Genomic DNA, 12,396 nt, shown 5'->3' on the forward strand with positions numbered 1-12,396 from the left:
CTAATTCCCGCACGAAAGCATGGGCTAAAACGATGAGTGGCCATGGTGGTGGAGAATTCATCACCGCGCATAAGGATACGCATGCCGAACTCGAACCTGGAAAGACGGTAGGACGCGTAGCAAGGGAAGAGTTAGAGGCCGCCACTTTGCGACCCGGTGCGACGCTTTCCAAAGGTGCGGGTAATCGGGCGCTCCCGGAAGAACCAGATCCGGAGCGAACGTGTTTCGAGCGAGACAGGGACAGAATCGTCCACTCGACCCCTTTTCGACGCCTAGCGGGTAAAACGCAGGCAGTCGTTTTCCCTACTGACCATCAGCGCACTCGACTTACACACGCACTCGAAGTCGCTCAAGTGGCTACGTCAATTGCCAGGGGGATAGGCGTAAACGTTGCGCTGGCAGATGCCATGGCTCTTGGCCATGATTGCGGTCATGGTCCAGGAGGCCATGCCTCGGAGGAGGCCTTCGATATGTTTATTCCAGAAGGATTCGATCACGGGCCTTGGGGTGCGGATGTTTCTTTAGCGCATCTGAATTTGTGCGAAGAGACGTTGGATGGAATCCGTAATCACTCTTGGTCGAGGCCGGCTCCTTTCACTGTCGAGGGTGAGATTTGCAGCTGGGCCGACAGGATTGCTTATTGCTGCCACGATCTCGAGGACGCGATTCATGCCGGCGTCGTCTCAGAATCGGATCTGCCATCAGATATCTCTGGTGTGCTGGGCATATCCCGTCGTGAACAGTTGTCTGTGCTGATCCGCTCCGTGATTGACACCACTAACAAGCACGGCGTAGTGGCGATGTCAGCGGAAATATTTGAGGCAATGGCCGCCTTGCGTAGATTCAACTACGACCAGATCTACACCAGACAAGAGTCTCTTGATCAGTCGTTGACAGTGATAAAAGTTCTGCAGGCGCTCGTAAGTTTCTACATCGATAACCCTGCCTACCTGCCAGATTCATACAGAGACCCAAAAGATCCGGTTAAGGCCGCGGTTATCTATACGTCGGGCATGACGGACCGGTTTGCGTTCGATCAAGCCGAGAAGCTCCTAGGCTGGGATCCTGCGAAGCTGCCTAAAGGTATTGGAAGAGGAGCCTAGGGGTGTAGGGCTGCTTTGAGGTGGGGAGGAAGCAGCTTCGTCCTCTTAATCAACTCATGGGAAACTGCCACACAGCAGACCTGGCCGGCCATGATGCCAAGCAGTACCAATACTTGTGATGCGCCTGCTTGCAGGGCTGTTCCTCCGCCAAGCAGGACTCCGATGAAAGCACCTGGAAGCGTCACCAGGCCTGCGGTTTTGGTCGAGTCGATGTTCGGGATGAGTGCTTCTTTGCGTTCTGGTTTTATGACGATCCAGACGGCTTGGGGGCGTTTGAAACCCAGAGCTAGGGCTGCCTCGTAAATGCCGATATTTTCTCTTAACGTGCCGAAAATTCGTCGTCCGGTGAGGGTTTGAGCCTTCATCACGTTACCGATGATGATTGAGCCGATCGGCACCAAAGAAAAGCCGTTAAAAGGGGCAGTTTCAGACAGGAAAATTACCGCCAAAACCGGCAGCACACCTGAGCCCATTGCCAAACAAACCCATAGGAAAGAGTTCCTGTTTTTTACTGTGCCAGTTGTTGTCCAGACCGCATACAAGAACATTGCGATGATGAAAAGCAGCCCACTCCACCAGCGCTGAACCGCAAGCACAACTATGAATGAAACGGCCGCGAGCTGCAAGATGGAGCGGATCGCGGCAATAATGATTTGTTTGCTGAGAGTTAGCTTCGCGAACCTGGCAACTGTCGCTGCCAATGCGCACAGTGCAATCAGAGCGATTGCTAGCTGCCAGGTCGGATCTATCTGCATGATTGTCATTATGCCGTTTTAGCCGGGCTGTTTCGTCTTTCATTCAGATTGGGCTAACCATAGTTTCTCTCGCTAGCTAGACTTCAATCCATGGCAGGCCTTATCAGCAACGACGACATAGCGCTTGTTCGCGAGCGAGCAAATATCGTTAGCGTGGTCAGTGACTACGTGACGCTCCGTCCTGCCGGTTCCGACTCCATGAAGGGCCTTTGCCCGTTTCACGACGAAAAAACGCCCAGTTTCCAGGTGACCCCTTCTCGCGGGCTTTTCTACTGTTTTGGCTGCGGCGAAGGCGGGGACGTGATCACGTTCTTGCGCAAAATTAACAATCTGGATTTCGTCGAGGCGGTTCAGTTGCTCGCCGACAAAGTCGGGGTCGAATTAAGACAGACTGAAGACTCTGGGCCGCGCGTCAACGTTGGGGCCAGGGCGAGGATTCTTGCCGCTAATGGCGCCGCAGCAGATTTTTATGCTTCCCAGATCGAAAAATCCGATAACGATGTATTCCGTGAATTCGCGATGGGCAGGGGATTCAACAAACAAGCCTGCCGACACTTTGGCATGGGGTACGCGCCTAAAGGTGGTAGGGCGTTGCACAATGCCCTCAACCATGCAGGTTTCGACGACAAGACCCTCGTGCAAGCCGGCCTGATCCGCCAAAACGGTTGGGACTATTTTCAGGGCAGGGTCGTTTGGCCGATCCGCGACTCCGCTAACTCCGTGCTCGGCTTCGGCGCTAGAAGGGTATTCGACGATGATCGCATGCCTGCAAAATACTTAAACACCCCAGAAACGCCGGTCTACAAAAAATCTAATGTTCTCTACGGTCTCGACCTAGCGCGTCGACAGATTGGCAAACAAGCCCAAGCGGTCATCGTCGAGGGGTACACGGACGTCATGGCGGCTCACCTTTCGGGCGTAGAGACCGCTGTTGCTTCTTGCGGCACTGCGTTTGGTGAAGGTCACGCTCGTCTCATTAGAAGGCTGATGGGTGCCAGCGACGCCTTCCACGGAGAAGTAATCTTCACATTTGATGGCGATGCGGCCGGTCAGAAGGCGGCGCTAAAGGTTTTCGATCTAGATCAGGAATTCACTTCTCAGACCTACGTCGCCGTGGAACCAAGCGGTTTAGACCCGTGTGATCTACGTCTTCAACACGGTGAGGCCGCGGTGCGAGAGCTAATCGGTAGGCGCGTTCCGCTCTATAGATTCGTCATGGATAATATTGTCAGCAAATACGATCTTGATCGCGCAGACGGCAGGCTCGACGCGGTCCGCGAAGCATCCGGTTTGATTAAATCCGTCAGGGACCAATCACTAATTCCCGGGTACTTGCGTGAGTTAGCCCAAATGGTGGGCATGGATCCAAATGACGTTAGGCAGATAGTTAACAGAACCAACCGAGTCAATATTCCGCCCGAAAACCAGCGGCGCAGAAGGCCAGCTCAAATCAGCGCCGCACAGAACGCAGCGACGCTGATGCCGATGCCCGACAGGAACGATCGTAGAATCGGCGTCGAAAGAGGCACACTGAAACTGATGCTGCAGGCTCCTACCACTTTCGATACTTCCTGGAATAGTCTTACCCCGGAAGATTTCACGCACCCCGCTTACCGGGCGCTGGCTGAAAACATCTTGAACGTTGGCTTCCAGGCAAGTAACTGGCCACAAGCCGTAAACGATTCGCTCGAGGACGAATCTCTCAGAAAGCTACAGCTTTCGTTGATCGTTGAGGAAGTCTTAGCTCAGCCCAGCGAGGATTACGCAACTGCATACGTGGCAAGGCTGAAGCTGATTACCACCAACCGAAAACTCGCCAATCTGCGTTCAAAACTGCAGCGCCTGAACCCGGTACAAAACCCTAAAGAGCACAAAGATCTTTTTGCTCAACTCCTAACTCTCGAAACCGATAGACGTAGATACCAGGCTGAGTCTCTCGGAGTTGAAGAATAGCTGTGGATAACTAAGTTTTTGGCTCAACACGCGGCCCAAAATTTAGGGCATGAGCATTTGCAAACTAGCTATAGATCCACTGACCCATCCCGAAGAGATAGAACTGGCCAAAACTGTCGAATCAGGCGTATATGCAAAACACCTGCTTAACTCGGGCAGCGCGGTTCCCACTGGATTGCTGGAAGCAGTCATAGCTTTAGGCGAAGACGCCAGATCCACGCTATACCGAGCCAACCTGCGTTTGGCTTCAAAACTTGCCAACGCCTGGTCTCGAAAAGCAGGGCTGCCGAACAACGAGTTGCTGCAAGAGGCGTGCATCGGGCTAGGGGAGGCAATCAAACGCTGGGACTGGGCAAAAGGGTATAGATTCACCACCTTCGCTTGGAACACAATAAATGGGGTTCTGGCACAAGCTGCTGCGCTACGTTGCGGAGAGCTAGATACTTCTATTAGTGCGGCACGAAAAATATGGCAGGCAAGAAAAGCATGGAATAGACGGCAAGCCGAAGCTGACGAAACAATCTCAGAAGGCAGGTTCGCCAGAGAAGCAAAGCTAGGCGCTTACGCGCACTTGGTGATGAGCGCAGGACGGCACCTTGAGCTTGTCCCGGAGATGGCAGAAAACATTGTCGAGCTGAAAATTGAAAAACCCGATCTGCCACCTGGGTGGTCGAGCGTGCTGACCCAAAAAGAAAATCAGATAGTCCGAATGCATTACGGTTTGGGCTGCAAACGCAGGACAAGGAACTACATCGCAGAGCAAATGCAACTGAGCGTCAGCAGCGTACGTAGAATTGAACTTAAAGCGTTAAGAAAGCTTCGTGGCTACATTCAACAAGCCGCGTAACCAACGGTAGACACTGGAAGGCAAATGAAAGTATCACGAGACGACCTGCAAGCCCTTCGCGAGAAATTGCCTAAAGCGAGAATCATTGTTTCCGCTAAAGGCCTCAAGGGGACAGCGGCCATTCTCGAAGATCACTTTGCGTTACTTGGCTCAGTTGGTTGGGACATCATCGCCTGGCAAGAGATCCAGTCAGGATCTTGGGACGCAAAAAACGGTGTTCTAGCTTGGGAACTGCTTGACGGCGTTCGTGGCGGTATAAAGCTAGATGATCCCGGAGATCTTCCCCTCGTATTCGCCGAAAAAATAAGGGCATCGATAATCACCGAAACTAACGTCGATCTGGGTGACGGTCTCGGAAAAGTAACGATTGCCGGCCGTCGCGCGCCCAGCGGCGGCAAGATAACTTGGACGGTCTACGCTCTTGGCGCCACGGATCTTGCAGATGAAAAGGTCAAAAAGCGTGTAATCGAGAAGACGAAACTCATTCAGAAGGAGTACGACAACTAGGTATTTCTGGCTCAGAAACGGTCGATTTTGAATCTTCGCCAACATGTTGCTAGTGTTTCTTTCTGCACCGAGCGATCCCCTGTAGCTCAACGGCAGAGCATCTGACTGTTAATCAGAGGGTTCCTGGTTCGAATCCAGGCGGGGGAGCCAAGTGAGCCATCGTTTTTGGAGTAAAACGATGGTTTTTATTTTCTGTCTAATCAATAAGTTCTGAAAATCCCCGATCGCGCGGGGAACGAATTGGGAATCAGTTCTTCTTCCCCTGGTAAACGGATCATCCCCACTCGCGCGGGGAGCACATCATGGAACAAACCAGCGACGCACACGGCAACGGATCATCCCCGCTCGCGCGGGGAGCACTCGATCCTCGCCATGAGCTCATGACCGGCTTTAGGATCATCCCCGCTCGCGCGGGGAGCACGCGCGACAGCCTCACCGACACGCAGGCCACACAGGATCATCCCCGCTCGCGCGGGGAGCACCGTGGTCTGGCAAGAGCTGCCCGCTGATAGTGAGGATCATCCCCGCTCGCGCGGGGAGCACTGAACGTCGCCTCTACCCCGTTAGGCGTATCGTGGATCATCCCCGCTCGCGCGGGGAGCACTAGTTAGGCAATGTGTCAAGTCTTTAGCTTTAGGGATCATCCCCGCTCGCGCGGGGAGCACCGCGCGTAACCATAACAACTAGGCAAGCCATGAGGATCATCCCCGCTCGCGCGGGGAGCACCACCTTTTTCGATGCGGGTGCCCTTCCTTTTACGGATCATCCCCGCTCGCGCGGGGAGCACTAGCTAGCAGCATCACCGCAATAGACATGGCCAGGATCATCCCCGCTCGCGCGGGGAGCACACCCATATACCGGCACGAACTAATCGCCGAAGCGGATCATCCCCGCTCGCGCGGGGAGCACGGGGCGCCCAGCAAGGTCGATCCTGCGGTGTTGGGATCATCCCCGCTCGCGCGGGGAGCACAAGTGGGTAAAGATGAGCCGCACCGATTCAGGGGGATCATCCCCGCTCGCGCGGGGAGCACGCTGCTGTGCGATCGGGGTCGTCCGGTCGACCAGGATCATCCCCGCTCGCGCGGGGAGCACCGTGCCGCGTCGCGACTCCATAGGGCGTGCGTGGGATCATCCCCGCTCGCGCGGGGAGCACGAAATCCAGCTGATACCGGCATGGCTCGGAGACGGATCATCCCCGCTCGCGCGGGGAGCACTCAGCGATAGAACCATCGACGTACTTGTCGTAGGGATCATCCCCGCTCGCGCAAGGAGCACGCCCGATAGCCCTACCTTGCAGGAGACTGACTCGGATCATCCCCGCTCGCGCGGGGAGCACGCCAGAATGAACCGAATGCTCGGCTAAATTCTTGGATCATCCCCGCTCGCGCGGGGAGCACGATGGTTGATGGGCTGTTGCAGGCCGCGACAGGGGATCATCCCCGCTCGCGCGGGGAGCACGATGGTTGATGGGCTGTTGCAGGCCGCGACAGGGGATCATCCCCGCTCGCGCGGGGAGCACTTCGCTGAGGTTGCCGAGACTGGTAAGCCGCAGGGATCATCCCCGCTCGCGCGGGGAGCACAGGGCTACGCGGCGAGCTTCCCCGTTGCCATATGGATCATCCCCGCTCGCGCGGGGAGCACGTCGATCGCTCGCTCGGAGAGGCTCCTCACATGGGATCATCCCCGCTCGCGCGGGGAGCACCGAGGGAAACGCGCCGAAGCGCTCAACAATCAAGGATCATCCCCGCTCGCGCGGGGAGCACGACATGAAGGCTAAGCAGCCGATTCTTAACCTGGGATCATCCCCGCTCGCGCGGGGAGCACAGGACGCTATCGCCGCGTATTTCCGGCGCGCCGCGGATCATCCCCGCTCGCGCGGGGAGCACAGCGTGTCTGGTGTGATCTAGTTTTGTGATTTCGGATCATCCCCGCTCGCGCGGGGAGCACGGCGCGAATCCGAAGATGTTTTGCTCGTCTTTAGGATCATCCCCGCTCGCGCGGGGAGCACCAAGTACGGCAATGGCGACGAGCGACGCAGGCGGGATCATCCCCGCTCGCGCGGGGAGCACCTATCGCTATGCGCCGTTGGGCAGACAACTGGCGGATCATCCCCGCTCGCGCGGGGAGCACGATGCCGTTCGCTAACGCCCATGCCCAGAACTGGGATCATCCCCGCTCGCGCGGGGAGCACCGCTACTCGTGGCGCTCCTGTTGCCCGCATCTAGGATCATCCCCGCTCGCGCGGGGAGCACGTATCGGTGGAGACTATCGGCGGTTGGGGCGAGGGATCATCCCCGCTCGCGCGGGGAGCACTGTCTGTGGCTGGACCGAGGAGGGCGATCATGAGGATCATCCCCGCTCGCGCGGGGAGCACAGCGCTAACGCTGCTTGTTGTGGCACGACACCGGGATCATCCCCGCTCGCGCGGGGAGCACGCCGCAGACGAGTTCTACGACTCACTAATGCGGGGATCATCCCCGCTCGCGCGGGGAGCACATCTGGTACAAGCCGGAACTGCAGGAGCAGGTGGGATCATCCCCGCTCGCGCGGGGAGCACGTCCTCTACTTCCTCTTGCTCAGCCTTGGCCTTGGATCATCCCCGCTCGCGCGGGGAGCACCGGGAAGTCCCTATCGCTGCGTCGGTGCTTGCCGGATCATCCCCGCTCGCGCGGGGAGCACCTTCTCCCGCTTGGGCACGAGCTGATCGCATTAGGATCATCCCCGCTCGCGCGGGGAGCACGGCCGGGAATGACCAAAACCGACCCCCAAGTGTGGATCATCCCCGCTCGCGCGGGGAGCACGTCTTCCGTTTAGGATAATTGATCACCTGGCCGGGATCATCCCCGCTCGCGCGGGGAGCACCCTGTGCGTCGTCGCCGATAACCCCGCTCATCGGGATCATCCCCGCTCGCGCGGGGAGCACCTCCCCTAGTTCTCGTTTCGCCCCCACCCATTCGGATCATCCCCGCTCGCGCGGGGAGCACGGCGAGATTATCACTAACCCGCCGCTGTGGGGTCGGATCATCCCCGCTCGCGCGGGGAGCACACCGGCACAAGCATTTGAAACTTGCGAAGGAACGGATCATCCCCGCTCGCGCGGGGAGCACATTAACTTGTCTATTGTTATAACGGACTATATCGGATCATCCCCGCTCGCGCGGGGAGCACGAGCGCAAGCCATCTTTAAGCGCCAGTCGAAAGGGATCATCCCCGCTCGCGCGGGGAGCACTGCTCTAAGTAGGCTTACCCCCGGCGTGTTTGAGGATCATCCCCGCTCGCGCGGGGAGCACAAGTTCGACGCTGGACATGTCAGCCCAATAGTCGGATCATCCCCGCTCGCGCGGGGAGCACGCTTTTTGGCTAGGCAAAATAGTTAGGAGATGTGGGAAATAATGCTATTTTAATTTCCTTGCCTTCCTTCTTCGGCTAGCTAAACTCCACCCTGACTTTAGTCTGTTGGTGCTCTGTTTTTTCGGTCTTAGCATTAGTTGCAAACCGTCGATGTCCACAGGAATCCAGTCGTGATGGTGAGTGCGGAAAGTTAAGCCCTGTTCGTTTCGAGCGTTCTCAACCATGATGGCTCTTCCGCTGCCAACCATCTCTACAGTTCTAGCCCAAATGGCATCCCTTACGCGTGCACTAGATTTTCCTACATAGACTCCGGGTGAGATTTCAAGCAGCCACCTGGTAAGAAAACCTCGCAAGCCGTTGGGACAGGCGGTTAAAACTAGGACAATCAAAATGGTGGCTCCATGTCTTCGTAATCTGGACTATAAGATTTGCCAGCTTGTACCGATCCAACTTTTTCATCCCAGAGAGATAAGACCTCTATTTCTTCTAAATCTTCGACGTTATTTTCTCCAGATGTGTCAAAAAGATGTTTTATATCTTTTACGCACTTCGTGATCAGCTGAGTCTCCTTGAAAGTGTCTCGCATGCGATGCCGAATTTTAGCTGTCAAGTCTTCTAAAAAATGTTCGGAAAATAATCCGCTATCAGATTCAGTCTTTTCTAATCTTTGTTTTTCACTCACAATGCTGAACGAAATCGGAATAGTGGTCTCAGCCTTGTAAAGATCAGCGATGTCGTAGACAAAACTCAAGTCATGCCCGGTGTGGACAAAGCCGAGAGCAGGGGAGCATCCGAGAGCAACGACGACAGAGTGCACTAGACCATATAGGCAGGCATTGGCAGCGGATAGGGCTTGGTTAATATCATTCGAATCATAGAAGTCGTTTGGATCGTAATCGCGCTTATCCCAATCGACTTTGTATAGTTTCGAGTATTTCCTGTACGTGGCTCTAACACGTGCTCCTTCTCGACCTCTGAGCTGTTGCATAGTTAGTGAGCTGACGTCTTCGTTAAAACGCATTTGATACATCTCTCTAGCAACTTGAAGACGCAAAGAACGGTTCGAGACCAGCCTGGCCTGTTCTACTACCAGCCTGGACGATCGTGCCATAGAACGCCCTGAAGCGTACATGCGGACGCCTTGTTCACCAACCCAGATAGCAGTTGAGCCGCTGTCTGCGATCAATACCATCGCTTGGTGGGTGACATTAGTCCCGGGGCCTAGTAGCAACACGCTCAAGGCAGCTGACGGAATATGCACAGTACCGCGATCGTCTGTAAATGTGATCGCATTTGCATCTCTCTCAACTATGCAGTGTTCAACATAAAGAAAAGAGAGCCTATCCTGAACCCTAGTGAGTTCTTTGAGCTCACTAGGGCGAGCGCCAGGAATCGGTCTCAAGATAGTCTCGCTAAGGTTAACAGCCCACATCCGTAGGCTTTAGCTCTGCCAATGCCCATAACTAGAGCTGTTCGCAATAGTTCGGCATCTGTTACCTCTAGGCTGCCCGAAAAGGAGGCAACATTCAGGGTCACAGTTTTTCCCTGGCGCCTGAATGTTTTCACCTTTCGATCGTGGACAACGAGATCATGTGGATCATCAAATTCAGGTTTGCCCAATTTGCGAATTTTAAATCCATGCTGTGATGCTTTACGCAAGAGCCAATTCTTTTGTTGTTCTATAGTTACGTGACCATAACGCTTTTTTACGCCATTTTCAGTAGAAACATGAGTTGGGTTCGCAGTAAGGCGAAAGGCATATTTCTGGTCATTCTCGAGTGAGTTGAGCAGCCCATCATAATCAGCGCTTTCAGGGTCCTGATTCTCCCAACCTATCTGATCGTTCAGAGTGCAAACATCAGGAGTCTGCGGGCTGACGATGTAGAGATCAATTGATGAGTCAGTCTCATCAATGCGCCAAAGAATTCTCTCACCCTCATTTGGGTTACAGGTCTTCATTACGACTGCATGCATCGCCTGCGGATCGCTAAGTAAACGCCGCGACTGCCTACGCATAGGGTTAACTTCCAGTTTGCTCAGAAACATCGGCTACCTCCTTAGCAAGCAACATAAAATCATCCTTAGCTTTAACCTTTGAGTGCATATTTTCTAGAAGACTGCTGTACTCCCTAACAACATTTCTTATGCCATAGCTACGGTTTCTAATGTCAAAAGAAATCGGTACGTCACGAACAGCCTCATGTGGTTGCTCATTGTCGAGTGCATCTCTGGTTATTTCGCGCCTTATCTGTGGAGCAAGTTTCATTAAGTAATGCCTCGATGCGCGTATCGGCTCTTCGTGGAGTACATCTACGAAATTATCGTCTCGTAGCCCCACGACAATACGGCCGGACGGGGGGCACGATCTTCTACCAAGGAAAAGCGGAAACACCGGATTAAGCAAGGCGTCATGCAAGGCCTCGATCAGGTGATCGTGCCCTTCGATAGTTGCTAAGAAAACCGCGTCGCTTAGGTAATACCGGTGGGTGAGTGGAAAAGCTTTTCCGTTTCTCCAGTCGATCTCTGTTTGGAAATCTCTCAGAATTTTCCCAGGCTGCTCACATCGAACGCCGAACTTTAGTGATAGCAAATCTTCAATAGGATCAGTACGCCGTCGTCCTTGTGCTGCCGCTAGAAGACCGAAAACTCCGCTTTTAGTTGGCTCAGTTCTTGTCTTTCTGCGATTAAAACGGCTGCCATCTCCCCAAGATTGGAGGGGGCCAGCTAGCCTCAATAAAAGTGTCGCCATAGTTATCCTTGGTTACGGCTGGCGACCAGAGACGAGACATTAGAAACTAATTCGTCGAGCGGGCAAGAAGTTATTTCTGGATGATCAGTGAGAGCTTCCTTGCAATCTTTCACTGCTATAGCAAACTCCGCAACGGGCTTAGAGCCGTATGCTTCTTGAATTTCTTGTTCTTGTTGAACCAGAAGTTCTGCTGCTTTTACCGATCTCCCAGAAGTTATTTCAACAGGGTCTTCGAAGGCTCCCACCAGATTGATTGGCTGGTCTTCACGAATCGTCACTAAAACGAACTCAGGAAGTGTTCTATTAGCGAAAGTGTTTTGTTTACCGGTAGGCATGCTTGTTACGAAAGAGCGGATAAAAGCAGAAGTGGCTTCCGCTGCTGCTGCCGGTGAGCCGAGAACATTGGCTAGTTCGTGTGCGTTTACTGTCGCATACCGGTAAAGGGTAGAAGAATTGAACTCGACAGTACCGATCATTCCGGCGCCAGCATTACCTGCCTCGGCGTTATCGTCCACAGCAGTAAAGTAGTCAAACTCAGTGTCTACCGCGTGCACGCTAAGCGCATGAGAAACCTGACAACAAGCATCGATATTCAGTCCAGGATCGTCAGCAATCATCCTGCCAAATAGGGCCACGTCAATAGATACCCCTTCAGTTAAAGCCTGTTTTGCCTCTTTCTTGGTTAATTTAGTGTCAGGGGAATCGGCGATTAGCTTTGCCATGGCTTGGATCTGTGGGCGGCTAGCAAAGATTAGATAGTCCGTTTGAGCTCTCTCTACTGTTTCATCACCTCCTACCTTTACGGCAGATTTTTTTGCCTTGATTCCGGCTGCCTTCAGAGCGTCGACGCTTAGGTCTAGTGCTGTATCAGCTAACTCCGGATTTAGATTTCTAACTTCTTCAGCGATTCTCTCAGCGAGAAATAGAGTCCTTTCGCCGAGTTTGTTCTGATCGAGAAAATCAGAGAAATCCTTCCGAACCGCCCGTTTCCAGGCCTGGCTGGAAACGCGTGCTCTTCTTGCGCCACCAAAAATCGCAGTTTTAGGGCTACCTGTATCGTCTCGGTTAAGGTTGCTAGGCGGTACGGTCTGGATAGCGTGGATGTCTACGTAAGTCTTGGTCATTATTACT

The 12,396-nt window shown here is 54.1% G+C and carries 10 protein-coding genes, 1 tRNA gene and 1 CRISPR repeat array; of the genes, 5 read left to right on the top strand and 6 right to left on the bottom strand.

What is annotated here, in order from left to right:
• Nucleotides 1–32: 32 nt before the first annotated feature.
• The gene (locus tag HMPREF1255_RS01570; protein ID WP_051112351.1) at nt 33–1,103 is read left to right on the top strand and encodes an HD domain-containing protein; all 1,071 of its coding nucleotides are present in this window, start codon (nt 33–35) and stop codon (nt 1,101–1,103) included.
• Here the strand turns inward: HMPREF1255_RS01570 and HMPREF1255_RS01575 are convergent.
• A complete protein-coding gene (locus HMPREF1255_RS01575; protein WP_016456292.1) occupies nt 1,100–1,867 on the bottom strand; it encodes an ABC transporter permease in 768 nt (255 codons plus the stop codon). The genes HMPREF1255_RS01570 and HMPREF1255_RS01575 overlap by 4 nt on opposite strands.
• 81 nt (nt 1,868–1,948) lie before the next feature.
• Between HMPREF1255_RS01575 and dnaG the strand changes: the two genes are divergently transcribed.
• The 4 genes from dnaG to HMPREF1255_RS01595 all read left to right on the top strand — a co-directional run bounded on the left by dnaG (nt 1,949) and on the right by HMPREF1255_RS01595 (nt 5,315).
• Nucleotides 1,949–3,811, top strand: coding sequence for a DNA primase (gene dnaG, locus HMPREF1255_RS01580; protein WP_024110933.1), 1,863 nt, complete (start codon nt 1,949–1,951; stop codon nt 3,809–3,811).
• A gap of 49 nt (nt 3,812–3,860) precedes the next feature.
• Nucleotides 3,861–4,658, top strand: a complete 798-nt coding sequence (locus HMPREF1255_RS01585; RefSeq protein WP_024110928.1) for a sigma-70 family RNA polymerase sigma factor — start codon at nt 3,861–3,863, stop codon at nt 4,656–4,658.
• Nucleotides 4,659–4,682: 24 nt separating this feature from the next.
• Nucleotides 4,683–5,165: a hypothetical protein gene (locus HMPREF1255_RS09310; protein WP_024110965.1), complete on the top strand. Its 483-nt coding sequence runs from the start codon at nt 4,683–4,685 to the stop codon at nt 5,163–5,165.
• A gap of 75 nt (nt 5,166–5,240) precedes the next feature.
• Nucleotides 5,241–5,315, top strand: a tRNA-Asn gene (locus tag HMPREF1255_RS01595).
• A 61-nt stretch (nt 5,316–5,376) separates the two neighbouring features.
• Nucleotides 5,377–8,516: direct repeats of the CRISPR family, unit length 28 nt; unit sequence GGATCATCCCCGCTCGCGCGGGGAGCAC.
• Between the two features lie 44 nt (nt 8,517–8,560).
• Here HMPREF1255_RS01595 and cas2e read toward each other — a convergent pair.
• From cas2e to cas7e, 5 genes are read right to left on the bottom strand one after another with little or no spacing between them, the layout of a single operon-like run.
• A complete protein-coding gene (cas2e, locus tag HMPREF1255_RS09555) occupies nt 8,561–8,905 on the bottom strand; it encodes a type I-E CRISPR-associated endoribonuclease Cas2e (RefSeq protein ID WP_081636659.1) in 345 nt (114 codons plus the stop codon).
• Nucleotides 8,902–9,948, bottom strand: a complete 1,047-nt coding sequence (gene cas1e, locus HMPREF1255_RS01600; RefSeq protein WP_016456258.1) for a type I-E CRISPR-associated endonuclease Cas1e — start codon at nt 9,946–9,948, stop codon at nt 8,902–8,904. The genes cas2e and cas1e overlap by 4 nt, the downstream gene beginning before the upstream one ends.
• Nucleotides 9,915–10,562, bottom strand: a complete 648-nt coding sequence (gene cas6e, locus HMPREF1255_RS01605) for a type I-E CRISPR-associated protein Cas6/Cse3/CasE (protein ID WP_016456257.1) — start codon at nt 10,560–10,562, stop codon at nt 9,915–9,917. Before cas6e ends, cas1e begins: the two co-directional genes overlap by 34 nt.
• Nucleotides 10,537–11,265, bottom strand: coding sequence for a type I-E CRISPR-associated protein Cas5/CasD (cas5e, locus tag HMPREF1255_RS01610; RefSeq protein ID WP_024110924.1), 729 nt, complete (start codon nt 11,263–11,265; stop codon nt 10,537–10,539). The genes cas6e and cas5e overlap by 26 nt, the downstream gene beginning before the upstream one ends.
• Nucleotides 11,266–11,267: 2 nt before the next feature.
• On the bottom strand, nt 11,268–12,389 hold the full coding sequence (cas7e, locus tag HMPREF1255_RS01615) for a type I-E CRISPR-associated protein Cas7/Cse4/CasC (RefSeq protein ID WP_024110525.1): 1,122 nt from the start codon (nt 12,387–12,389) through the stop codon (nt 11,268–11,270).
• Nucleotides 12,390–12,396 lie beyond the last annotated feature (7 nt).

Source organism: Propionimicrobium sp. BV2F7, from assembly GCF_000510445.1.
Classification (GTDB): Bacteria; Actinomycetota; Actinomycetes; order Propionibacteriales; family Propionibacteriaceae; genus Propionimicrobium; species Propionimicrobium lymphophilum.

Bases quoted from the DNA above. Each gene is read 5' to 3' on its own strand.
- cas7e (WP_024110525.1), bottom strand. From the start codon at position 12,389: ATGACCAAGACTTACGTAGACATCCACGCTATCCAGACCGTACCGCCT.
- HMPREF1255_RS01585 (WP_024110928.1), top strand. From the start codon at position 3,861: ATGAGCATTTGCAAACTAGCTATAGATCCACTGACCCATCCCGAAGAG.
- cas6e (WP_016456257.1), bottom strand. From the start codon at position 10,562: ATGTTTCTGAGCAAACTGGAAGTTAACCCTATGCGTAGGCAGTCGCGG.
- cas1e (WP_016456258.1), bottom strand. From the start codon at position 9,948: ATGTGGGCTGTTAACCTTAGCGAGACTATCTTGAGACCGATTCCTGGC.
- HMPREF1255_RS09310 (WP_024110965.1), top strand. From the start codon at position 4,683: ATGAAAGTATCACGAGACGACCTGCAAGCCCTTCGCGAGAAATTGCCT.
- cas5e (WP_024110924.1), bottom strand. From the start codon at position 11,265: ATGGCGACACTTTTATTGAGGCTAGCTGGCCCCCTCCAATCTTGGGGA.
- dnaG (WP_024110933.1), top strand. From the start codon at position 1,949: ATGGCAGGCCTTATCAGCAACGACGACATAGCGCTTGTTCGCGAGCGA.
- HMPREF1255_RS01575 (WP_016456292.1), bottom strand. From the start codon at position 1,867: ATGACAATCATGCAGATAGATCCGACCTGGCAGCTAGCAATCGCTCTG.
- HMPREF1255_RS01570 (WP_051112351.1), top strand. From the start codon at position 33: ATGAGTGGCCATGGTGGTGGAGAATTCATCACCGCGCATAAGGATACG.